21 protein-coding genes are annotated in these 21,559 nt (G+C 62.1%); 11 read left to right on the top strand and 10 right to left on the bottom strand.

Translation table 11 applies throughout. The features are described from left to right. Positions 1-3: 3 nt before the first annotated feature. Entirely contained in the window at positions 4-852 is an 849-nt protein-coding gene (gene purU, locus HX866_RS03050) for a formyltetrahydrofolate deformylase (protein ID WP_177092784.1), read from the bottom strand. Between the two features lie 350 nt (positions 853-1,202). On the opposite strand from purU, the gene mvaT reads away from it, so the two are divergent. After that, positions 1,203-1,580, top strand: a complete 378-nt coding sequence (gene mvaT, locus HX866_RS03045) for a histone-like nucleoid-structuring protein MvaT (RefSeq protein ID WP_177092785.1) — start codon at positions 1,203-1,205, stop codon at positions 1,578-1,580. 91 nt (positions 1,581-1,671) lie between these two features. Here mvaT and sbcB read toward each other — a convergent pair whose 3' ends face one another. Then, complete coding sequence (sbcB, locus tag HX866_RS03040) at positions 1,672-3,108, bottom strand: exodeoxyribonuclease I (protein ID WP_177137969.1); 1,437 nt, start codon at positions 3,106-3,108, stop codon at positions 1,672-1,674. A 171-nt stretch (positions 3,109-3,279) separates the two neighbouring features. On the opposite strand from sbcB, the gene HX866_RS03035 reads away from it, so the two are divergent. The 6 genes from HX866_RS03035 to HX866_RS03010 are packed head-to-tail and all read left to right on the top strand — an operon-like array spanning position 3,280 to position 10,022. Further along, complete coding sequence (locus HX866_RS03035; protein WP_177138073.1) at positions 3,280-4,005, top strand: RDD family protein; 726 nt, start codon at positions 3,280-3,282, stop codon at positions 4,003-4,005. Continuing rightward, positions 4,002-4,982 (top strand): stage II sporulation protein M, encoded by a 981-nt coding sequence (locus HX866_RS03030; RefSeq protein WP_177099805.1) that lies wholly within the window; start codon positions 4,002-4,004, stop codon positions 4,980-4,982. Before HX866_RS03035 ends, HX866_RS03030 begins: the two co-directional genes overlap by 4 nt. After that, positions 4,969-6,504: a DUF4129 domain-containing protein gene (locus HX866_RS03025; RefSeq protein WP_177099803.1), complete on the top strand. Its 1,536-nt coding sequence runs from the start codon at positions 4,969-4,971 to the stop codon at positions 6,502-6,504. Before HX866_RS03030 ends, HX866_RS03025 begins: the two co-directional genes overlap by 14 nt. Beyond that, a complete protein-coding gene (locus HX866_RS03020) occupies positions 6,501-7,664 on the top strand; it encodes a DUF4350 domain-containing protein (protein ID WP_177137968.1) in 1,164 nt (387 codons plus the stop codon). The genes HX866_RS03025 and HX866_RS03020 overlap by 4 nt, the downstream gene beginning before the upstream one ends. Then, entirely contained in the window at positions 7,661-8,677 is a 1,017-nt protein-coding gene (locus tag HX866_RS03015; RefSeq protein ID WP_177099799.1) for an AAA family ATPase, read from the top strand. Before HX866_RS03020 ends, HX866_RS03015 begins: the two co-directional genes overlap by 4 nt. Positions 8,678-8,690: 13 nt before the next feature. Further along, entirely contained in the window at positions 8,691-10,022 is a 1,332-nt protein-coding gene (locus tag HX866_RS03010) for a DUF58 domain-containing protein (RefSeq protein WP_177137967.1), read from the top strand. 28 nt (positions 10,023-10,050) lie between these two features. On the opposite strand, the gene HX866_RS03005 is transcribed toward HX866_RS03010, so the two are convergent. Together HX866_RS03005 and HX866_RS03000 are read right to left on the bottom strand one after the other, a co-directional pair. Next, positions 10,051-10,410, bottom strand: coding sequence for a PilZ domain-containing protein (locus tag HX866_RS03005; RefSeq protein ID WP_177092792.1), 360 nt, complete (start codon positions 10,408-10,410; stop codon positions 10,051-10,053). 227 nt (positions 10,411-10,637) lie between these two features. Next, positions 10,638-11,012 carry a tetratricopeptide repeat protein gene (locus tag HX866_RS03000; protein ID WP_177092793.1) on the bottom strand — a complete coding sequence of 125 codons (375 nt, stop codon included), beginning with the start codon at positions 11,010-11,012 and terminating at the stop codon, positions 10,638-10,640. Between the two features lie 172 nt (positions 11,013-11,184). Here HX866_RS03000 and pyk point away from each other — a divergent pair, with 172 nt between their 5' ends. The 3 genes from pyk (at position 11,185) to HX866_RS02985 (ending at position 13,357) form a co-directional block, all read left to right on the top strand. Beyond that, positions 11,185-12,636, top strand: coding sequence for a pyruvate kinase (gene pyk, locus HX866_RS02995; protein WP_177092794.1), 1,452 nt, complete (start codon positions 11,185-11,187; stop codon positions 12,634-12,636). A gap of 186 nt (positions 12,637-12,822) precedes the next feature. Next, complete coding sequence (locus HX866_RS02990) at positions 12,823-13,008, top strand: hypothetical protein (protein ID WP_177124009.1); 186 nt, start codon at positions 12,823-12,825, stop codon at positions 13,006-13,008. Between the two features lie 28 nt (positions 13,009-13,036). Further along, positions 13,037-13,357 carry a hypothetical protein gene (locus HX866_RS02985; protein WP_177137966.1) on the top strand — a complete coding sequence of 107 codons (321 nt, stop codon included), beginning with the start codon at positions 13,037-13,039 and terminating at the stop codon, positions 13,355-13,357. An 8-nt stretch (positions 13,358-13,365) separates the two neighbouring features. On the opposite strand, the gene HX866_RS02980 is transcribed toward HX866_RS02985, so the two are convergent. Genes HX866_RS02980 through HX866_RS02970 form a run of 3 tightly spaced genes read right to left on the bottom strand, consistent with a single transcriptional unit; the run spans position 13,366 to position 16,181 of the window. After that, positions 13,366-14,115: an enoyl-CoA hydratase-related protein gene (locus tag HX866_RS02980; protein WP_177092797.1), complete on the bottom strand. Its 750-nt coding sequence runs from the start codon at positions 14,113-14,115 to the stop codon at positions 13,366-13,368. Positions 14,116-14,143: 28 nt separating this feature from the next. Then, the gene (locus tag HX866_RS02975; RefSeq protein ID WP_177137965.1) at positions 14,144-15,082 is read right to left on the bottom strand and encodes an iron-sulfur-binding ferredoxin reductase; all 939 of its coding nucleotides are present in this window, start codon (positions 15,080-15,082) and stop codon (positions 14,144-14,146) included. Continuing rightward, positions 15,075-16,181 (bottom strand): GGDEF domain-containing protein, encoded by a 1,107-nt coding sequence (locus HX866_RS02970; protein WP_177092799.1) that lies wholly within the window; start codon positions 16,179-16,181, stop codon positions 15,075-15,077. Before HX866_RS02970 ends, HX866_RS02975 begins: the two co-directional genes overlap by 8 nt. A gap of 335 nt (positions 16,182-16,516) precedes the next feature. Here HX866_RS02970 and HX866_RS02965 point away from each other — a divergent pair, with 335 nt between their 5' ends. After that, on the top strand, positions 16,517-18,040 hold the full coding sequence (locus HX866_RS02965; protein WP_177092800.1) for a fumarate hydratase: 1,524 nt from the start codon (positions 16,517-16,519) through the stop codon (positions 18,038-18,040). 501 nt (positions 18,041-18,541) lie between these two features. Here HX866_RS02965 and HX866_RS02960 read toward each other — a convergent pair. The 3 genes from HX866_RS02960 to yiaY all read right to left on the bottom strand — a co-directional run bounded on the left by HX866_RS02960 (position 18,542) and on the right by yiaY (position 21,558). Beyond that, positions 18,542-19,213, bottom strand: coding sequence for an NAD(P)H-binding protein (locus tag HX866_RS02960; protein WP_177124008.1), 672 nt, complete (start codon positions 19,211-19,213; stop codon positions 18,542-18,544). A 10-nt stretch (positions 19,214-19,223) separates the two neighbouring features. Beyond that, positions 19,224-20,087 (bottom strand): oxidoreductase, encoded by an 864-nt coding sequence (locus HX866_RS02955; protein WP_177137964.1) that lies wholly within the window; start codon positions 20,085-20,087, stop codon positions 19,224-19,226. 322 nt (positions 20,088-20,409) lie between these two features. Then, positions 20,410-21,558, bottom strand: coding sequence for an L-threonine dehydrogenase (gene yiaY / locus HX866_RS02950; RefSeq protein WP_177137963.1), 1,149 nt, complete (start codon positions 21,556-21,558; stop codon positions 20,410-20,412). Between the last annotated feature and the right edge of the window lies 1 nt (position 21,559).

Raw genomic sequence — 21,559 nt, 5'->3', positions numbered from 1 at the left:
CGATCAGAACACCACGGTCTTGTTGCCGTGCACCAGCACACGATCTTCCAGGTGATAACGCAGGCCACGGGCCAGCACCATCTTCTCGACGTCGCGGCCGAAACGCACCATGTCCTCGATGCTATCACTGTGGCTGACACGCACCACGTCCTGTTCGATGATCGGGCCGGCATCCAGCTCTTCGGTTACATAGTGGCAAGTTGCCCCAATCAACTTCACGCCACGCAGGGATGCCTGATGATAAGGCTTGGCACCGACAAACGAGGGCAGGAAGCTGTGGTGGATGTTAATCACCTTGTGCGCGTACTCATGGCACAGTTCCGGCGGCAGGATTTGCATGTAGCGCGCCAATACCACGACATCGGCGTCATGGTGCTTGACCAGGCGTGATACTTCGGCAAAGGCCGGTTCTTTGTCCTGGGGGTTCACTGGCACATGGTAATAAGGAATACCGTGCCACTCGACCATGCTGCGCAGATCGTCGTGGTTGGAAATCACGCAGGAGATCTGGCAATCGAGTTCATCGCTGTGCCAGCGGTGCAGCAGGTCCGCCAGGCAATGGGATTCACGGCTGGCCATCAACACCACGCGCTTTTTCTGCTCGGTGTCGGTGACGCGCCAGATCATGGAAAATTCTTCGGCAATCGGGGCAAATGCCTCACGAAAGGCGTCCAGACCAAACGGCAGGCTGTCGGCACGAATCTCGTGACGCATGAAGAACCAACCACTGAGGTTGTCGGAGTGATGGCTCGCTTCGGTGATCCAACCGTTGTAAGACGCCAGAAAGTTACTGACTTTGGCAACGATGCCAACGCGGTCAGGGCAGGCAATCACCAGCCGGAAAGTGCGCATGAGGGGGGAACTCCAGAACTTCGCAAAGGTCGCCATTCTAGCGAGTGCGGAAAAAAACTGCAGTATTCGTTGCACAGGCGGCCCTCTCGTGTCCCGGTGTCGGTTTCCCCCTTCACTTGCAGTGGGCTTTCCCCGAGTGACGCAGCGCAGCGCGCCGGTAATTCAAACATCGCCACAACAAGACCGCTCTTGACCGCCGCTGCAAAAATATCTAAGTCTGAGACAAGGTCATGCTTAAGTTTCAAATTAAATGCAATAAACCACCTATTAAATGTTTACTTGCCCAAATACACTGACTACTATTGCGTCACTGTACCCCTGTCGTCCTGACTCATCATAAGGTAGTGTCCATGTCCCTGATCCAGAAATACCACGCCACCCAGGAAGCCATCAAAGAACTGCAAGCCCAAATGGCTGCAATGGAAAAAGACGGCGCGCTGAAAAAAGAAATGGAATTCGAAAGCAAACTGCGCACTCTGCTGGGTGAGTACAACAAGGCACTGCCAGATGTGATCAACATCCTGGACCCACAGGCCAAAGCTGGCAAAGCCGTCCGTGGCGCCGTGAAAGCTACCGGCACCAAGCGCGCGCGCAAGGTCAAGCAATACAAAAACCCGCACAACGGTGAAGTGATCGAAACCAAAGGGGGCAACCACAAAACTCTGAAAGAGTGGAAAGCCAAGTGGGGCGGCGACGTGGTTGAAAGCTGGGCTACCCTGCTGGGCTAAGCCAGGCCGGTCACGGACGCTATTCGCGACCTACAAAAAAACGCCAGTTCACTGGCGTTTTTTATTGCCTGCCATTTAATCACCAGGGTGTTTAACTGGCCGTCACGTTAAAGCGCACGTACAAAGACTGTGCATAGTCCTGCCACTGCTCCAGCACCTGACGCTGCGCCGCTGTTGCATCCGGTAAACACTTCATGAGGTGCTCGGTAAAATCTGCCAGCGTATTCGGCGCGCCGCAGCCCGCCTCGCTCAGGCGCTGTCGACAGAATGTCCGCCAACGCTGTTGCTCCTCTTCACTCAGGCTGGCGGGAAAGTTGCGCGCCCGGTAACGAAATAATAATTCCGGCAGCCGCTCATCATCGAAAGGCCATTGCCCGCGCGCCAACTGCTCGGGCTCCGCAATGCGAACTTGCTCACACAAACGTCGGTCACGGTCGCCGATAAAGCCGTCGTATAACTGCTGCTCCGGATCCTCGCTGGGAGCAAAGTCTTCGCTGGCATAAAGGGCCTGGACTTTATCCCGCCAAACTTCCTGGGTGTCATTCAGTTGCTGACGGCGCGCCTCATAAAGCGCCATGTCCAACTGCAAACGTTTCTGATCTTCGGCACGCAATACCTTCAGCGGTGCCACCACCGGACAACGATTGACATGAATCAACTTGAGCGGCACGGGCAACTGCCCTTCAGCCCTCGCCTCATGACGGATGTAAAGCTGCTCGCGCAAGGTCTCGGCATCCAGGTCAAATAACGGCTGCGGATCCTGGGACAGATCACAGACAATCAAGGCATTGCGGTTACGTGGGTGCCAGGCCAATGGCAGGACCACTCCCAAGTAATGACGCGCGGCCGAGAAGCGCCCGGAGATATGTACCACCGGCTGTAACAAACGAATCTCATCCATGACCCGTTGCTTGCTGCGCAAATGAAACAGCCAGTCATATAACTTCGGCTGTTTCTCGCGGATCAACCGTGCCAGGGCAATGGTGGCGCGGACATCGGACAAGGCTTCATGGGCGTGACCATGGTCGATCCCATTAGCCGCAGTCAGGCGTTCGAGCTTGAGGGTCACCCGTCCGTCGTCCTCAGGCCAGACGATACCTTGCGGACGCAGCGCGTAGGCCGCCCGCACCACATCGATCAAGTCCCAACGGCTGTTACCGCCCTGCCACTCGCGGGCATAGGGATCGAAAAAGTTTCGATAGAGGCTGTAACGGGTGACTTCGTCGTCAAAACGCAAGGTGTTGTAGCCTGCCCCACAGGTCCCCGGACGGGACAACTGGGCGTGCACCCGGGTCATGAAGTCGGCTTCCGCCAACCCCTGTTCGGCGAGTTGCTGCGGGGTGATACCGGTGATCATGCACGCCGCCGGATGCGGCAGGATATCCTCGCTCGGCCGGCAATACAGGTTGACCGGTTCATCGATCTCGTTGAGCTCGGCATCGGTCCGGATGCCCGCCACCTGCAAGGCGCGATCATTGCGCGGATTGATCCCGGTGGTTTCGTAGTCGTACCAGAAGATAGAGGTCACGGCGGGTTCCTGAACAGAAGACCGACGCAGTCTAGGCGCTCAGCGCCCCCTCGGACCAGCATCCCGTAACAACTGGGCGCTGCGACTTCGATACCACTCATTACAGAGTTAAGTTGCTTAGCCAGGCGCCGCTGGCTAGGATCGGGCCTCTGTCCGCAAGGACCGGCTACCCTGCCGTCGACTTCAGCACCGAAAAGGAAGACTGCGCTGCAAACACCCCTGGACACCCACTACCGCGTCGAAACCCCGGAAGGTATCGACCTGCCCCTGCGTCCAGCCGGCCTGCCCGTGCGAGCCGTTGCGTTCGCCATCGACCTGGGCGTGCGCGGTGTGCTGCTCGGTGCCCTGCTGAGCGGTTTGATGCTACTGGGCAAACTGGGGCTGGGTCTCGGCTCGATCGTGCTGTTCCTCGTCAGTTGGTGGTACATGGTGCTGTTCGAAGTGCTGAATCAGGGACGCTCGCCGGGCAAGCAGATAATGGGCCTGCGGGTGGTCCATGACGACGGCACGCCGATCGGTTGGCCTGCCTCCCTGACCCGCAACCTGCTGCGTTTTGTCGATATGCTGCCCTTCGGCTATTTTCTCGGCGCGATCAGTTGCCTGCAACACCCGACCTTCAAGCGCCTCGGCGACCTGGCCGGTGGCACCCTGGTGGTCTATCGCGAACAGGCACTGCTGCGCCCCAGCCTGCCCCAGGCGACACCCCGCGCCGCGCCTTTCGTCCTGCACCTGGCGGAACAACGCGCCGTCTTGAGTTTCGCCGAACGCCAGGGCGATCTCAGCGCCGAGCGCACCCAGGAGCTCGCGGCGCTGTTGACGACGCCCCTGGGCGTACCGGCATCCCGGGCTGCCACTGAATTGAACGGCATCGCCCACGGCTTGTTGGGCCCACTATGAAACAGAGCCTCTTTGAAAGCCGCCATCAGCCCGAGTGGCAACGTTTTGCCCAATGGCTCGAGCAGATGGAACGCGGCAGGGCGAAAGCCACCGATCTGCGGGAGTTCCCCGCCCATTACCGGCGCCTTTGCCAACAACTGGCCCTGACCCAGGAGCGCGGCTACAGCAGTCATCTGGTCGATGCCCTGCAACAGCTGGCCTTGCGCGGGCACCAGCAGCTCTATCGGCACCGCAGCCACCTTGGTGCCTCAGCGCTGGGTTTCGTCTTCGCCGGTTTCCCACGCCTGGTGCGTGAGCAATGGCCATTCGTCCTGGTTGCCGGCGTGTTGTTCTTCGCCAGCCTGGGCCTGACCGGCGTGCTGATCTACCTTTTTCCAGACCTGGTCTACAGCATCGTCAGCCCGCAGCAGGTCGCCGACATGCAGGCCATGTACGACCCCGCCGCCAGCCGCCTGGGACGCACCGTCGCGCGGGCCTCCAGCGAAAACTGGGTGATGTTCGGCTACTACATCATGAACAATATCGGCATTGCCTTTCAGACCTTCGCCGGTGGCCTGCTGTTCGGCCTGGGCAGCCTGTTCTTCCTGCTGTTCAACGGTTTGACGATCGGCGCGGTGGCCGGTCATCTGACCCAGATCGGCTACGGACAAACCTTCTGGTCCTTTGTCATCGGCCACGGCGCCTTCGAACTCACCGCCATCGTCCTGTCCGGGGCGGCCGGCCTGCAACTGGGCTGGGCGCTGGTGGCGCCGGGGCGCTTGCCCCGTGGCGAGGCCCTGCGCCTGAACGCGCAGAAAAGCATCCAGATGGTCGGCGGGGTGATCCTGTTCCTGCTGATCGCCGCCTTTATCGAAGCCTACTGGTCCTCCATGAGCCACCTCGCACCACGGATCAAATACACCGTGGGCGCGGGACTCTGGCTGCTGGTGGGCGCCTATCTGCTATTGGCCGGACGGGGCAAGCATGCGCCTGACTGACGCCAGCGTCGCCATTCGCCCCCGCAGCACCTGGGAAGCCATGGACCTCGGCGTGCTGCTGGTCCAGCAACATCGCGGTGTGCTGATGGGCTCCTGGGCCCTCGTGACCTTGCCGATCTTCGCCCTCCTGAGCCTGCTGCTCTGGGAACACCCCTCCATTGCCCTGTTGCTGTTCTGGTGGCTGAAACCGGCGTTCGAGCGTTTGCCGCTGTACATCCTGTCCACGGCCCTGTTCGGCGATACCCCGACCTTGAAACAGGCGCTCAGCGCCTGGCCGCGCCTGCTCAAGCCGCAATTGCTGGCAAGCCTGACCTGGCGCCGGCTGAGCCTGAGCCGCAGCTTCACCTTGCCAGTGCAACAACTTGAAGGCCTCGACGGCCAGGCCCGCCAGCAGCGGCTGCGGGTGCTCTTGCCGCAGAGCCTGAGCGGAGCGCGCTGGCTGACGCTGATCGGTACACACCTGGAATATGTCCTGTGGATCGGCCTGATGGCGGTGTTCTATCTATTGTTGCCGCGGCAGATCGACATCGACTGGCACTGGCAGAAATTGCTCTTCGCCGCCCAGCATGAATGGCTCTGGCTGGAACACCTGAGCAACGCTTTCTATGCGCTGATCCTGGTCCTCTGGGAACCGGTTTATGTCGCCTGCGGCTTCAGCCTCTACCTCAATCGCAGGACCGTGCTCGAAGCCTGGGACATAGAGCTTATTTTCCGCCAGTTGCGCCAGCGCCTGCTACCGGTGGTTGCCGCGCTGTTGCTCGGCGTCGGCCTGTTGTCAGTGCCCTTCGCGCCACCGGTCATGGCTGCCGAGCCGCCCGCGCCGAACACGCCACGGCTGCTCAAGCAACCGCTGACCAGCCAGGCCTCCCAGGACGCGATCAAGGCGCAGTTGCAGGCGCCGCCGTTCAAGAACCCGGAAACCGTCACCCGCTGGCGATTGGGCGAAGCCTCCGCCAAGGCCAGTGACAAAATGTCTTCCGGCTGGCTGAAGGCGCTGCTGGAGCGCTTCGACAGCCGTATCGCGGGCAGACTCGCCCAAGTCCTGGAGATTCTGCTCTGGGCCGCTCTGTTCGGGTTGCTGGCCTGGTTGGCCTGGCGTTATCGGAATGACTTGCAGACCTTAGTCGGCCGGCGCCCGAAGCCACAGTTCAAACCCGCGCCGAGCGCCACACCGCAACTGTTCGGCCTGGCGCTGGACCTCGACAGCTTGCCCGACGATATCGCCGCCAGCGCCGAGGCCCTCTGGCCCCAGCAGCCGCGCGAAGCCATGAGCCTGCTCTACCGTGGCCTGCTCAGTCGCCTGTTGCATGACTACCAACTGCCCTTGAAAAGTGCCGACACCGAGGGCCAGGTCCTGGAACGGCTCGCCCAGTTGCCGAAACCGGACCTCCAGGCCTTCAGCCAGGAACTGACCCGCCACTGGCAGAACCTCGCCTACGGTCATCGCCTGCCGACGCCCCCTCAACAACAGGCGCTGTGCGCAAGCTGGCGACAGTTGTTCGGTCCGGGAGTCACCCAATGAGCCGGCGCCTGTCCTGGCTGATCGGTCTGGCACTGCTGGCGGTGCTCGCAGGGGGCGGCCTCTACCTCTATCACAAGGCCACCCCCTACACCGAAGTCATCGATCACGGCCCCTCGCCCGAGGCCCAGGCCAACCCTTACCTGGCTGCCGAACAGTTCCTGCGCCAGCGTGGCCTGAAGGTCACCCATGCCAACAGCCTGGACATCCTCCCCGGCCTCGACCCACGCGGGCGGAACCTGATGCTGCTGGGGGAGCGCTCGAACATGACCCCGCGCCAGGCCGACCAACTGCTCAATTGGGCCCGGGCCGGTGGGCGACTGCTGTTCGTCGCCGAGGCCCTGTGGAATCCCAAGACCGGCAGCAGTGGCGACCTGCTGCTCGACCGGGTGCAATTGCACCAACTCCTGAGCAAGGACCTCAAGGGTGACGGCCCGGAACCGGAAGACGAGCATTACCCGCTGCTGACCCGCATGTACCTGGAAGACGAGGATGCCCCGGCCTACTTCAGTTTCGACACCGCGTTCCACTTGTCCGACCCGAAGAACCTGGCGCAATCCTGGGCCAGCAGCGCCACGTCCACCCACCTGATGCAACTGAACTACGGCGCCGGCACGGTCACGGTGCTGACCGACGCCGACCTCTGGACCAACCCCGCCATCGGCCGCTACGACAACGCCTGGCTGCTCTGGTACCTGGCCCAGGACAGCGACGTGACCCTGCTGTTCAACACCGAGCACGACAACCTGCTGGAACTATTGTGGCGCTACTTCCCCCAGGCCCTGGTCGCCCTCGCCGCCCTTGTCGGCCTGTGGTTATGGCATGTCGGCCTGCGCCAGGGGCCATTGCAGGCCCCGGCCTCCCGGGCGCGCCGACAATTGCAGGAGCACCTGCGGGCCAGCGCCGACTTCCTGCTGCGCCGCAGCGGCCATCAAGCCCTGCTCCAGGCCCTGCAACAGGACATCCTGCGCCGGGCCCGCAAACGTCACCAAGGTTTCGAACGACTCGGCGTTGCCGAACAATGGCAGGTGCTCGCGCGCCTGACCCGCCAACCCACCAGCGCCATCAGCCAGGCCTTGCGCCCGCGACCGAAGCAGCGCCTTTCCAGCGTCGACTTCAGTCGCCAGGTCGCCCACCTGCAAACTCTCAGGAATGCCCTATGAGCGAACAACAAGCCGAACCGACCAGCCCGGTCGACGCCGAGGCCCATGCCCAGCAGCAGCGGCACCGCGCCAGCCAACTGGCCCAGGCGGTGCGCCACGAACTGCAAAAAGTGCTGATCGGCCAGGACAGAGTGATCGACGATGTGCTCACCGCACTGATTGCCGGCGGTCACGTGCTGCTCGAAGGCGTCCCCGGGCTGGGCAAGACCCTGCTGGTGCGAGCCCTGGCGCGCTGCTTCGGCGGCGACTTCGCGCGTATCCAGTTCACCCCCGACCTGATGCCCAGCGATGTCACCGGCCATGCGGTCTACGACCTGCAGACCGAACAGTTCAAGCTGCGCAAGGGGCCATTGTTCACCCACCTGCTGCTGGCGGATGAGATCAACCGCGCCCCGGCGAAAACCCAGGCGGCGCTGCTCGAAGCCATGCAGGAACGCCAGGTCACCCTCGAAGGCCGCGCCCTGCCCATCGCCCAACCGTTCATGGTGCTCGCCACCCAGAACCCGATCGAACAGGAAGGCACCTACCCGCTGCCCGAGGCCGAGCTGGACCGCTTCATGCTCAAGCTGCGCATGGACTACCCCGATGCCCAGCAGGAACTGGACATGGTCCGCCAGGTGACCCGCTCGACCAAGGCCGACATGCTCGAAGTCCAACCCCTACGGACCCTGTTGCAGGCCAAGGACGTGCTGGCCTTGCAACGGATCGCCAGCGAATTGCCGCTGGACGAGCAGGTCCTCGACTACGCCGTGCGCCTGGCCCGGGCCACCCGCAGTTGGCCGGGCCTGACCCTCGGTGCCGGGCCGCGGGCGTCCATCGCCCTGGTTCGCGGCGCCCGCGCCCGGGCCCTGTTGCGCGGCGGCGAATTCGTGATCCCGGACGATATCAAGGGCTGCGCCCTGGCCGTGCTGCGGCATCGGGTGCGGATCGCGCCCGAACTGGATATAGAAGGGCTGTCGGTGGACCAGGTGCTCAAGCAACTGCTCGACCAGATCCCGGCGCCGCGCCAGTGAGGCCCCCGCGTCCATGAGACCTTCACGGCTGCTGTTGATCTGGCTCGGCGTCCTGCTCGGGCTGGGCATTCTGCTGGGCACCCTCAGAGCCCTGGGCATCGAACTGCCCGAACGCCTCGGCTCGATTACCTGGGGCCTGCTCCTGGCCCTGCTGCTGTTGAGCCTGCTCGACGGCGCCCGACTGAGGCGCCTGCCCTCGCCGCGCCTCCAGCGCAAGCTGCCCGGCAGCCTGGCCCTGGGCCGCTGGGGAGAGGTGCGGATCGAGCTCAGCCACGATCACCCCGCGCCGCTGCGGGTGCAATGCTTCGATCACGTCCCAGCAGGCCTGGCGTTCGCCAACCTGCCCCAAGCCATCACGTTGCAACCGGGCGAAGGCAGCGAGCTGAGCTATCGCGTACGGCCCTTGAGCCGTGGCCATTTTCGCTACGAGCGTTGTGAAGTCAGCCTGCCCAGCCCGTTGGGCCTGTGGTCCGAACGACGCTACCTGGAGTTGGCCGATGCCACCCGCGTCTACCCGGACTTCGCCCGCCTGTATGGCGCCCAGCTCCTGGCCGTCGACAACTGGCTCAGCCAACTCGGCGTGCGCCAGCGCCAGCGTCGTGGCCTGGGCCTGGAGTTCAACCAGTTGCGCGAGTTTCGCGAAGGCGACAGCCTGCGCCAGATCGACTGGAAGGCCACCGCCCGGCAGCGCACGCCGATCGCCCGGGAATATCAGGATGAGCGCGACCAGCAGATCGTCTTCCTGCTCGATTGCGGACGGCGGATGCGTAGCCAGGACGGTGAGCTGGCGCACTTCGATCACGCCCTCAACGCCTGCCTGTTGCTCAGCTACGTGGCCTTGCGCCAGGGCGACGCGGTCGGCCTGTGCACCTTTGCCGGCGAGCAGCCGCGCTTTCTCGCCCCGGTCAAGGGCCAGGGGCAACTCAACGTGCTGCTCAACAGTGTCTATGACCTGAACAGCACCCAGCGCCCGGCGGACTACCAGGCCGCGGCCAGCCAGTTGCTGGCCCGGCAGAAACGTCGGGCCCTGGTGGTGCTGGTGACCAATCTGCGCGATGACGACGATGAAGCGCTGCTGACTGCGGTCAAGCGCCTGGGCCGCCAACACCGGGTGCTGGTAGCCAGCCTGAGGGAGGAAGTGCTCGACCAGTTGCGCCAGACGCCGGTGCAGACCCTGCCCGAAGCCCTGGCCTACTGCGGCACCGTCGATTATCTGAATGCCCGGGCGACCCTTCATGAACGGCTGGCCGCTCATGGCGTACCGGTGCTCGACGCCCGTCCGAGCGAACTGGGTGCCGATCTGGTCAGCCGCTACCTGAGTTGGAAACGAGCCGGGACCCTATAGAGGAACCCGGCCCCTTCAAGCCCCCGCGCTAAGCGGAAGCCTCCAACGGATGAAAGCTGAAGTAGTGCTGCAACGCTGCCACCAGTTGCAGATACTCCGGGGATGACTCCGACAGCTTGAACCCCGAGTCGTAATAACCCGGTGACGTCTCTTCATGGCACCACAGACAGCGACCGGTCAGGTCGATCAATTGCAAGCTCCCATCATGGAGCGGAAGCTTCAGTTGCAACTCGAACTCGGCCTCGACCAGCAAGGGTAGCTGACTGATCAACATCAGCCCCTCTTCGCAGACATTCCCAAGGTAGCCGATGGGCTTGCCGGTGTAGCGATTGAACACTTGCAGGAAATAAGGCAGTTGATGCCGCTCGATTCGACGTTCAGTAGACATGGCAATAATCGCTGTATAGGCCATTCAGCATGGCCGCGCTAATGCTTCGGAGCAGACGAACGGCGCTGCTCTCCCTTGGTCTCGGCGCGATAGCAGCAAACCGCTCTATCGCAAAACCTCTACCGAGCCATGGCTCTCAACTCAAACGAATTGATAAAACTGAAACCATACACCCGAATATTAGCGCAAAGCTGGCAGAGAGCCAGCCAATAATATTGTATGCATCATTACAAAGGCGCAGGGCTCGGCTGAGCAGGCACAGCGCCATCAGCGTGCCCTAACTGACGCAGGGTTTCCAGGCGCGCCCGTGCGCGATACGCGTATTCGCTGTAAGGGTACTGGGCGAGGATGAACTGATACGTCTGTACCGCATCGACGAACAGCTTCTGGCGCTCCAGGCACTGACCGCGCAGCATCGACACTTCCGGCTGGATGTAGGGCCGGGTGCGGCTCTCACGATCGACCTTGGACAACTGCAGCATGACGTCGTCGCAGTTGCCGAGATCATAGGAACGATAGGCATTGTTCAGATGGCTATCCATCGACCAGCGGGTGCAACCGACCACACTGGTCGCCAGGGCTAAAACGAGCAAAATTCGCATGGGGGGTCTCCTGTTCTTGCTAGTGTATCGACCCGATGGCGAAAATCTCCAGAGTGTTCGCCAAACAACCTATTCGAAAAAAATCATTCGCTGAAAAGTAGTGCAAATGAACAATGACTACAGCAGAGGAGCATAGTAGCCTCTCGCTGCGCTTGAACTCAGGAGTCTCTGCATGTCCGCTCGTCGTACTAAAATCGTCGCCACACTGGGCCCGGCCAGCAACTCGCCGGAAGTTCTCGAACAGCTGATCCTGGCTGGCCTGGACGTTGCCCGTCTGAACTTCTCCCACGGTACTCCCGACGAGCACAAGGCTCGTGCCAAGCTGGTACGCGACCTCGCGGCCAAGCACGGGCGCTTCGTCGCGCTGCTGGGTGACCTGCAGGGCCCGAAGATCCGTATTGCCAAGTTCGCCAACAAACGTATCGAACTCAAGGTCGGTGATCACTTCACCTTCTCCACCAGCCATCCGCTGACCGAGGGCAACCAGCAGGTCGTGGGTATCGACTACCCGGACCTGGTCAAGGATTGCGGCGTCGACGACGAACTGCTGCTCGACGACGGTCGTGTGGTGATGCGCGTTGAAACCGCGACCGAAACCGAGCTGCACTGCGTGGTGTTGATCGGTGGCCCGCTGTCGGACCACAAAGGCATCAACCGTCGCGGTGGCGGCCTGACCGCCCCGGCCCTGACCGAAAAAGACAAGGCCGACATCAAGCTCGCCGCCGAAATGGAAGTGGACTACCTCGCCGTATCCTTCCCACGCGACGCTGCCGACATGGAATACGCCCGTAAACTGCGCGACGAGGCCGGCGGCACTGCCTGGCTGGTGGCGAAGATCGAGCGCGCCGAAGCCGTGGCGGACGACGAAACCCTCGACGGCCTGATCATGGCCAGCGACGCGGTGATGGTTGCCCGTGGTGACCTCGGTGTGGAAATTGGCGACGCCGAACTGGTGGGCATCCAGAAGAAAATCATTCTGCATGCACGCCGCCACAACAAGGCAGTGATCGTCGCGACCCAGATGATGGAGTCGATGATCCTCAACCCGATGCCGACCCGCGCCGAAGTGTCCGACGTAGCCAACGCCGTACTGGACTACACCGACGCCGTGATGCTCTCGGCCGAAAGTGCTGCCGGTGCCTACCCGCTGGAAGCGGTGCAAGCCATGGCGCGTATCTGCGTCGGCGCCGAAAAGCACCCGACCAGCAAGACCTCCAGCCACCGTATCGGCAAGGTCTTCGAAAGCTGTGACCAGAGCATTGCGCTGGCGGCCATGTACACCGCCAACCACTTCCCGGGCGTCAAGGCGATCATCGCCCTGACCGAAAGCGGCTACACGCCGTTGATCATGTCGCGGATTCGTTCCTCGGTACCGATCTACGCGTTCTCCCCGCACCGTGAAACCCAGGCCCGCGCGGCGATGTTCCGTGGTGTCTACACCGTGCCGTTCGACCCGGCTTCGCTGCCGCCTGAGCAAGTCAGCCAGGCTGCCGTGGACGAGTTGCTCAAGCGCGGCGTGGTCGAGCAAGGCGACTGGGTCATCCTGACCAAGGGCGACAGCTACCACACCATCGGTGGCACCAACGGCATGAAGATCCTGCACGTGGGCGACCCACTGGTCTGAGTTCGCTCAGGCAATACCCAAAGCCTCGTAGCTGATCGCTGCGAGGCTTTTTTTCATGCCTGAAAAAAGCGATCCAACAAGCCTTTGTAGGCTTTTTCTGTTTTCCCTGTACTCACACCCCATGGATCTCCTCAAGGATTAGCATGTCCCTCTGAACGTTTGGCACATGCCGACGAGGAGTACTCCATGAATGATCAAAGCCGTCATCCCGCGACCCGCAACCCCTTCAGTTGCCTGATGGATATCAACATGATCGGCGCGACGCTGGGTGGTGCCTGCCTGGCCAACATGCTTTTCCCCGACACGGGAAGCGCACTGGTGGGTGCGCTACTCGGTGCCCTTGCAGGATTCCGGGCAGCCTCCACGGTTTGATACCGCGAATACCCAAGGAAGGGTTGTTATGCCACTGGACCAGACCAACTGCTCGATTCTCGGCAGCCTGATTCTCATTGCCTGCTATCTGGGGCGTTCTCTCTACCATCGGCAGGCAGCCGAACTGACCCATGCGGTGATCCTCATCACCGCCTCTTCGAGCTTGGTCGCTGCCATCGCACTGGGTTCACTGACCTATTTTGCCCATGCCGACGAACTGGGTATCCTGCGCAACCAGAAGAACAGTATCCTGGTCGGCGCACTGGCGCTGAGCTGGGTTTCGGTCACAACCGCCTATGCCAGCCTGATGCACCCAAGGCGTCTGGCAAAATCGCCGGGGCCACATTGACCCCACCATCAACGCTTGCTCAGAAACCCCGACAGCGCAGCTATCGCCTCAGGCGAGCACAGTCGCTGAATAAACAACTCGCCCTCGGCCTCGACCACTTGGCGTAGTTGCTCACGCCCCGGGGCCCTCATCAGTTCCTTGCTGATCTGCACCGCCTCGGGCGCCAGCTGTTCGAAGCGCAGTGCCACCTCCCGGGCCTTGGCCAACGCCTCGGCGCCACTCGGTAACGCCGCCGTTGCCAGCCCCCAGGCGACCGCCTGCTCACCGCTGAAACCTTCCCCCAGCAACAGCAACTCCGCCGCCTTGGTCGGACCGAGCAAGCGCGGCAGAATCAGGCTGGAACCGAACTCGGGGCACAAACCCAGGTTGACGAATGGCATCCGCAGACGCGCATCGGCACTGACATACACCAGGTCGCAGTGCAGCAGCAGGGTCGTGCCGATGCCCACGGCCGGACCGGCCACCGCCGCCACAACAGGCTTGCGGCAGTCGAGCAGGCGGCGCATGAAATGGAACACCGGGTTGTCGAGACTCCGGGGTGGATCCTCGAGAAAATCAGCAATATCGTTGCCGCTGGTGAAACACTCGGCGCTACCGCAAATCAACACGGCCCTGATCGTCGGGTCCACGTCCGCCTGCTGCAACGCCTGGCCCAACTGGCTATACATGGCGCGGGTCAGGGCATTTTTTTTATCGGCACGGTTCAGGCGCAGGGTCAGCAAGCTGCCTTCGCGCTCCAGCACAATCGCGTCAGTCATGGCTGTTCTCTTGTTGTGGACCAAGCGCTCAGGCGTGCGGCACGAACACATCGGCCAACAGTTGATTGCGCGGCAGCCCGGACAGGTAAAGGCGTTTCGCCAACGCCTCGACACTCTCTGGGGCCCCACAGAGTAGAGCCAGAGTTTGCCGGGAGACAAGGCGCAGTTTGGCCAGAAAGTCCGGCAGTTCGGCCCCGATCACGTAGTCGACGTTCAGGTTGGGGAACTGCGCGGCCAGTTCGTTCAGCGCCGGTGCCAGGTAATGCTCGCTGGCGTCATGGGCCAGGTGAACCAGGCGGATCGGTCCTTCATGGCCCTGGCGCAACGCCTCGCGCAACACCCCCCATAACGGCGCCAGCCCCGTACCGGCCGCCAGCAGCCAGAGCGGCCGGGCATGCCAGTCCGGGTCGTAATGCAAGGCCCCGCCGCGCAGTTCGCCCAGGCGAATCGGCGCGCCGACCTGGAGCCGGCGGGCCGCGTCGCTGAACGCACCCGGTTGGCGACAATCGAGGTGGAACTCCAGGTAGCGGTCTTCCTCGGGCAGACTGGCCAACGAATATGGCCGGGCCACCCCCTGCTCCGTCCAGAGCACCAGATGCTGGCCGGCCCGGTAACGCAAGGGACGTTCGGGCAGCAGGCGCAGGCGCAGGACCGTCGGGCTCAGCCACTCAAGCTCAGCCACTGCGGCCGACAGACCGTCACGACGCGGATCAAAGACTTCAACCTGGAGGTTTTCATGCACCTGGCACTGGCAAGCCAGCCGCCAGCCACGCTCGCGCTGGGCGAAGGCCAAGGCTTGCGGTTGGTTGTCCTGCGGCTCGCCCTGCACGCAACGCACCAGGCAGGCATGGCAACTGCCCGCCCGGCAACTGTAGGGCACCGCCACGCCCGCCTGGTTCAGGGCATCGAGCAGGTTGCTGCCGAGCGCCACCGACCACTCCCGCTCGCCAACCCGCAGCTCAGGCATCGGTGTATTCCCAAGCCGCACAACAACGATTACGGCCGTCGCGCTTGGCGCGATACAACGCCTGGTCGGCACGCTGCAAGGCATCGTCTAGGTCGTCCTCCACCCCGACCAGCGTCATGCCCACCGACAGGCTCAAGTTGCTCACCGCCATCCCCATCAGTTCCACCTGGGTAAAGGCCTGGCGCAAGCGTTCACAACAGGAGGTCAGGCGATCGGGGTCGGCATTGGGCAACAGCAACACGAATTCTTCTCCACCATAGCGTGCCAGCACATCGCCGTCGCGCACACAGGCCATGGCCACGGCGGCAAACGCCTGCAAGACCTGGTCGCCGGCAGCATGCCCATGCATATCGTTGATCCGCTTGAAATGATCGAGGTCGATCAAGGCCAGGCCATGGACCACGTCTGCGTCCATCAGCTCCAGCTCACGGGAAGCCAGCCGCAGGAAATGCCGTCGATTGAACAGCCCGGTCAGTTCATCGGTCGCCACCAGGTCTTCCAACTGGCGCATCATCCCGCGCAGGGTGTCCTGGTGGGCCTGCAACGCAAAGCGCCGCTGGCGCATACGCTGACGGGAGGCCTGCACGTAGCTGGCGTAGAGACACAGCCACAGCAGCACAACAAACAGCACGCAGACCTGCAGCAGTGCCAGTCCCGGGTCAGGCAACTGGAAGTGATAACCTTCCCAGAGATTCAGCGCGGCAAACGTAAAGAACACCAGGGCCGCACAGCGCACGAACTTGCGTCGCGGCAGATGAAACATGCCGAACAGCAATACCAGCGGATAAAACACCAGGAACGTGCCGCGGGCCTCTTCGAGGTTGGCCATCAGGTAGGTTTGCCAGGCCAATCCCAAGAGCACTTGCAGCTCGGTCAGGCTGGGATCGTGAAAAAGCCGGTTGCGGCCACTGATAAACAGCCAGCCGAGTACGCCCTGACTGAGAATCACCAGGCCACTGCCGACCAGGCCCGTCGTTACGCTGGCCTCATAGTGATCGGTCAAAATCGCTACCCATAACAGCGACAGCACCAGCAGATAGGTACCGGCAGCCAGGGCAAAGCGTTTGCGTAACAGACTCTGTATGGCTTTATGGGTCAATCTTTGACTCACTGTGCGCTGAGGGCTCAAGGGGTTTCCTTCCCGTACAGGCCACTTGCCACTCTAGTGATCTGGATCAAAAATAACTATTCAATTTTTTGCAGCTCGTACAGTTTCATCTGCATGAGAAGGCAAGAAGAGTGCCGACCCCTCTGCGACCTTGGTTTGACGACTGACGGATGTGCCGGACTGGCGGGCGGGTTATACTGCTGCGCCTCATTTTGTGCCGGCCATGCGTGCCCGGCGCGTCTCAAAAGATGTTTCCGACAGACCAGATACAAACAGGTCGCAAACACCTTATTTCCATGTTCCCGTCTTATAGAGGAGCGCGACCCATGACCGTGATCAAGCAAGACGACCTGATACAGAGCGTTGCCGACGCCCTGCAGTTCATTTCCTATTACCATCCCGTGGACTTCATCCAGGCCATGCACGAGGCCTACCTGCGGGAAGAGTCGCCGGCAGCCCGTGACTCCATGGCCCAGATTCTGATCAACTCGCGCATGTGCGCCACCGGCCACCGGCCGATCTGCCAGGACACCGGTATTGTCACCGTGTTCGTGCGTGTGGGCATGGATGTGCGCTGGGACGGTGCCACCATGGGCCTGGACGACATGATCAACGAAGGCGTGCGTCGCGCCTACAACCTGCCGGAAAACGTCCTGCGTGCTTCGATCCTGGCCGACCCGGCAGGCGCACGGAAAAACACCAAGGACAACACCCCGGCGGTCATCCACTACTCCATCGTCCCGGGTAACACCGTGGAAGTGGACGTGGCGGCCAAGGGCGGCGGCTCCGAGAACAAATCGAAGATGGCCATGCTCAACCCATCCGACTCGATCGTCGACTGGGTCCTGAAGACGGTCCCGACCATGGGTGCCGGCTGGTGCCCGCCGGGCATGCTGGGCATCGGCATCGGCGGCACCGCCGAGAAAGCCGCGGTCATGGCCAAGGAAGTGTTGATGGAATCCATCGACATCCACGAGCTGAAGAAGCGTGGCCCGTCCAACCGCATTGAAGAAATGCGTCTGGAGCTGTTCGAGAAGGTCAACCAGCTGGGCATCGGTGCCCAGGGCCTGGGCGGCCTGACCACCGTGCTCGACGTGAAGATCATGGATTACCCGACTCACGCGGCGTCCCTGCCGGTGTGCATGATCCCCAACTGCGCCGCCACCCGTCACGCGCACTTCGTGCTCGACGGTTCCGGCCCGGCCTCACTGGAAGCGCCGCCTCTGGACGCCTACCCGGAAATCGTCTGGGAAGCAGGCCCGTCGGCCCGTCGCGTCAACCTCGACACCCTGACCCCGGAAGACGTGCAGAGCTGGAAGCCGGGCGAAACCGTCCTGCTCAACGGCAAGATGCTCACCGGTCGCGATGCTGCGCACAAACGCATGGTGGAAATGCTGAACAAGGGTGAAACCTTGCCGGTGGACCTCAAGGGTCGTTTTATCTACTACGTCGGCCCGGTCGATCCGGTGCGTGAAGAAGTGGTGGGGCCAGCCGGTCCGACCACCGCAACGCGGATGGACAAGTTCACCCGGCAGATCCTCGATCAGACCGGTTTGCTGGGCATGATCGGCAAATCCGAGCGCGGCCCGACCGCCATCGAAGCGATCAAGGACTACAAGGCCGTGTACCTGATGGCCGTGGGTGGCGCTGCCTACCTGGTGGCCCAGGCGATCAAGAAATCCAAGGTCGTCGCCTTTGCCGAACTGGGCATGGAAGCGATCTACGAGTTCGAGGTCAAGGACATGCCGGTGACAGTCGCCGTTGATGCCAAGGGCGAATCGGTGCACATCACCGGTCCCGCGATCTGGCAGAAGAAGATCAGCGACAGCCTGGCGGTGGAAGTGCAGTAAGGGCTTTTGTTGTAGGCATAAAGGCGGCCCGGATGATCCGGGCCGCCTTTTTTATTGCCTTGGAACAACCAGGATGTAGCAGGAAGTACCGGCACGGTGGTTCAGTGAAGCACTGCCCCCTGTAGGAGCGAGCTTGCTCGCGATAGCGGTACTGAACTCACCATCGCCATCGCGAGCAAGCTCGCTCCTACAGGGTGACTGGGCTCGACGAGATGTTGTGGTGATGCTCGTTCAGCTCAAAGGCTGGATACGGGCCAGCCCTGCAAGGTGTCATCCACACGCTTGCGCGCCAGCTCGACGGCTGCGTCGAATTTCAGATCTGCCGAGGCAGGTAGATTGGGCGTAGCTTTGAACATGACGTCCTCCTGGGGTAGTGGAATCGCCATCCATCGCTGCTAAACGAGGTGGGTGGCGACTGTACGCGGGTTAGCAGACCGGGACTCCAGGAACCCAGCGCGTCCGAAGACGCCCCACGCACAGCCGCCATGGTCCAGCCAGCCCTCAACCCCGTGAAGCCAGCTGATTGATCGCCCGGGGATCGAGGATCGGCTGCGGTCCACCGTTTCTGGCCACTGCCAGCATCGCCAAGCCAACGGTTTCAGTGGTCTGGATGGTGTCCGGCCACAGCCGACGTAACAGACTCATCAGCGGCCCGGCCAGGCTGTAGACCGCCTGGTAGAGCGGCGTTTTGGAACGCACGCCGTGCAACGGCTGGATCGCACCGGGACGCATCAGGTACACCGCCTTGAACGGCAGTCGCTGCAAGGCATTCTCGGTGCGCCCCTTGACCCGCGCCCACATGCTGCGACCCTTCTCACTGCTGTCGGTGCCCGCCCCCGTGACATAGACAAAGGTCATGTTCGGGTTGAGTCGCGACAAGGTCTCGGCCGCAGCCAGCGTCAGGTCATAGGTCACCCGGGTGTACTGCGCCTCATCCAGGCCCACCACCGAAATCCCCAGGCAGAAGAAGCAGGCATCGAAGCCCTGCAACTCGGCCTCGATGCCCTGGTAGTTGAACAGGTCGGCGTGCACCACCTGGCTGAGTTTCCCATTGACCTGGGTCACCGGCGTACGGCCAATGACCCTGACCTGCTGCACATCGTTCGCCAGCAGGCACTCACGCAATACCCCTTGGCCAACCATGCCGGTGGCACCAAACAACAGAACGTTCATGAACGACCTCTCAATGGGTAGGAAACGCTGGCAGCTCGACCGACGCACTGTAGTCAGCAGCGCGACTGACCGGCAGCCAACGCTCGGCCGCCTCGGCACGTGCCGTCTCGGCCTGTCCCAGGTAGTGCAACGCATCGTTGCCGATCAACAGGTGGAGCGGCAGTTGCTCGTGATAGGCCAGCTTGAGCACGATCTGCGCAATACGATCAGGATCGCTTGGCTCATTGCCAGCGTAGGCAGCCAGCATGGTTTTGACCAGGCCGACGCTCGGCGCATAGTCGTCGATGATGGGCGTCGAATCCCCACCCGCCCGTACTGCCCAGTTGGTCCGCATGCCGCCAGGCTCAATCGCACAGACCTTGATCCCCAGCGGCGCCACTTCCTGGGCCACGACCTCGGTAAAACCACCCACCGCCCATTTCGCCGACTGGTAGGCGCTGAGCCCCGGCATGCCGAAACGCCCGCCTACGGAGGATATCTGCAGGATGTGCCCGCTACGTTGCCCACGCATGACCGGCAAGGCCGCACGGGTCACGTTGACCACACCGAAGAAATTGGTCTCGACCTCGGCGCGAAACGCCTCGGCCTCAGTCTGCTCGAAAGGCGCGAGATGGCCGTAACCGGCATTGTTGACCAACACATCGAGCCGACCGAAGGTATCAACCGCCACCTTCACCGCCACCTCAGCCGCTGCGGCGTCCGTGACATCCAGGGCCACCACCCGCACCTGATCGCCATAACGCGCCACCAGATCATCCAGACGCTGCGGCTCACGCGCCGTCGCCACCAGGCGCTCCCCCGCCGCCAACACCGCCTCGGCGATATTGCGACCCAGACCGCTGGCACTGCCGGTAATCAACCAGACTTTAGACATGCTTGTACTCCTTGCCGTTGCTGAGATTGATATTGAGTGACTACTCACTCATTTAAAAAACAAAGCTTTAAGCGTAGTTAGTTGCGTTTGTCTTCGTTTTTGGGATGGGCCATGGGGAACAGCGCTCAACCTATAAATGAGTGACCACTCAATTAAACCCGTGCGAGCGCTTATTTGCAAGAGCAGACCGTTGTAGGAGCAGCCGGTCGACGCTCGACTGCTGACGATGACGATGACGATGACGATGACGATGACGATGACGATGCAAGCCACACCGCCGCCATCGCGAGCAAGCTCGCTCCTACATGACGGATGATGGGGGTCAGAACGCGTTGCGGAAGATCTCTTCGATCTGCCGCTGATCCGCCGCCCGTGGGTTGGTCAGGCCGCAAGCGTCCTTCAAGGCATTGGTCGCGAGGATCGGAATATCCTGCAACTTGGCGCCCAACTCCCGCAAACCGGCCGGAATCTCGACATCCCTGGCCAAACTGCGAATCGCCGTAATGGCTGCCTGGGCGCCCTCCTCGGCACTCATAGCCTGGATGTCGACACCTAGCGCCTTGGCCACATCACTCAGCCGTTGCGGGCACACCAGTGCGTTGAAACTCTGCACATGGGGCAACAGCACCGCATTGCACACACCATGGGGCAGGTCGTAGAAACCGCCCAATTGGTGCGCCATGGCATGCACGAAGCCCAGCGAGGCATTGTTGAACGCCATGCCCGCGAGGAACTGCGCGTAGGCCATGTTTTCCCGGGCCTGCAGGTCGGCGCCGTCATTCACCGCCTGGCGCAGGTTGGCGCTGATCAGCTCAATGGCCTTGATCCCACAAGCGTCGGTGATCGGCGTCGCGGCCGTGGACACATAGGCCTCGATGGCATGGGTCAGGGCATCCATGCCGGTGGCTGCCGTCAGGCCCTTGGGCATGGCAACCATCAGCCCCGGGTCGTTGACCGACAGCAACGGCGTGACGTTACGGTCGACGATCGCCATTTTCACATGGCGCGATTCGTCGGTGATGATGCAGAACCGGGTCATCTCGCTGGCGGTGCCGGCGGTGGTGTTGATGGCCACCAGCGGCAGTTGCGGCTTGGCCGAGCGGTCGACGCCTTCGTAGTCACGGATATGCCCGCCATTGGTGGCGCACAGGGCGATGCCCTTGGCGCAGTCATGGGGTGAGCCACCACCGAGGGACACGATGAAATCGCACTGACCGGCCTTGAGTGCCACCAGCCCCTTCTCGACGTTGTCGATGCTCGGGTTCGGCTTGGCGCCATCGAACAGCACCGAGTCGATGTCCTGCATCGCCAGCAGGCCGGAGATCCGGGCGGCAACGCCGGCCTTGGCCAGTCCCGCGTCGGTAACGATCAGCGCTTTGCGAAAGCCCTGCTTGCGAATCGCAGTCATGGCTTCGTCCAGGCAATCAATGCCCATGATATTCACGGCGGGAATGAAAAATGTGCTGCTCACG

This window comes from Pseudomonas gingeri (assembly GCF_013386165.1).
GTDB lineage: Bacteria > Pseudomonadota > Gammaproteobacteria > Pseudomonadales > Pseudomonadaceae > Aquipseudomonas > Aquipseudomonas gingeri_C.
This window is presented reverse-complemented; position numbering and strand designations above follow the sequence as displayed.

What these genes read in the sequence shown, in the direction of transcription:
- purU (WP_177092784.1), bottom strand. Translation starts at nt 852, where the DNA reads ATGCGCACTTTCCGGCTGGTGATTGCCTGCCCTGACCGCGTTGGCATC.
- mvaT (WP_177092785.1), top strand. Translation starts at nt 1,203, where the DNA reads ATGTCCCTGATCCAGAAATACCACGCCACCCAGGAAGCCATCAAAGAA.
- HX866_RS03030 (WP_177099805.1), top strand. Translation starts at nt 4,002, where the DNA reads ATGAAACAGAGCCTCTTTGAAAGCCGCCATCAGCCCGAGTGGCAACGT.
- HX866_RS03025 (WP_177099803.1), top strand. Translation starts at nt 4,969, where the DNA reads ATGCGCCTGACTGACGCCAGCGTCGCCATTCGCCCCCGCAGCACCTGG.
- HX866_RS03020 (WP_177137968.1), top strand. Translation starts at nt 6,501, where the DNA reads ATGAGCCGGCGCCTGTCCTGGCTGATCGGTCTGGCACTGCTGGCGGTG.
- HX866_RS03015 (WP_177099799.1), top strand. Translation starts at nt 7,661, where the DNA reads ATGAGCGAACAACAAGCCGAACCGACCAGCCCGGTCGACGCCGAGGCC.
- HX866_RS03010 (WP_177137967.1), top strand. Translation starts at nt 8,691, where the DNA reads ATGAGACCTTCACGGCTGCTGTTGATCTGGCTCGGCGTCCTGCTCGGG.
- HX866_RS03005 (WP_177092792.1), bottom strand. Translation starts at nt 10,410, where the DNA reads ATGTCTACTGAACGTCGAATCGAGCGGCATCAACTGCCTTATTTCCTG.
- HX866_RS03000 (WP_177092793.1), bottom strand. Translation starts at nt 11,012, where the DNA reads ATGCGAATTTTGCTCGTTTTAGCCCTGGCGACCAGTGTGGTCGGTTGC.
- pyk (WP_177092794.1), top strand. Translation starts at nt 11,185, where the DNA reads ATGTCCGCTCGTCGTACTAAAATCGTCGCCACACTGGGCCCGGCCAGC.
- HX866_RS02990 (WP_177124009.1), top strand. Translation starts at nt 12,823, where the DNA reads ATGAATGATCAAAGCCGTCATCCCGCGACCCGCAACCCCTTCAGTTGC.
- HX866_RS02985 (WP_177137966.1), top strand. Translation starts at nt 13,037, where the DNA reads ATGCCACTGGACCAGACCAACTGCTCGATTCTCGGCAGCCTGATTCTC.
- HX866_RS02980 (WP_177092797.1), bottom strand. Translation starts at nt 14,115, where the DNA reads ATGACTGACGCGATTGTGCTGGAGCGCGAAGGCAGCTTGCTGACCCTG.
- HX866_RS02975 (WP_177137965.1), bottom strand. Translation starts at nt 15,082, where the DNA reads ATGCCTGAGCTGCGGGTTGGCGAGCGGGAGTGGTCGGTGGCGCTCGGC.
- HX866_RS02965 (WP_177092800.1), top strand. Translation starts at nt 16,517, where the DNA reads ATGACCGTGATCAAGCAAGACGACCTGATACAGAGCGTTGCCGACGCC.
- HX866_RS02960 (WP_177124008.1), bottom strand. Translation starts at nt 19,213, where the DNA reads ATGAACGTTCTGTTGTTTGGTGCCACCGGCATGGTTGGCCAAGGGGTA.
- HX866_RS02955 (WP_177137964.1), bottom strand. Translation starts at nt 20,087, where the DNA reads ATGTCTAAAGTCTGGTTGATTACCGGCAGTGCCAGCGGTCTGGGTCGC.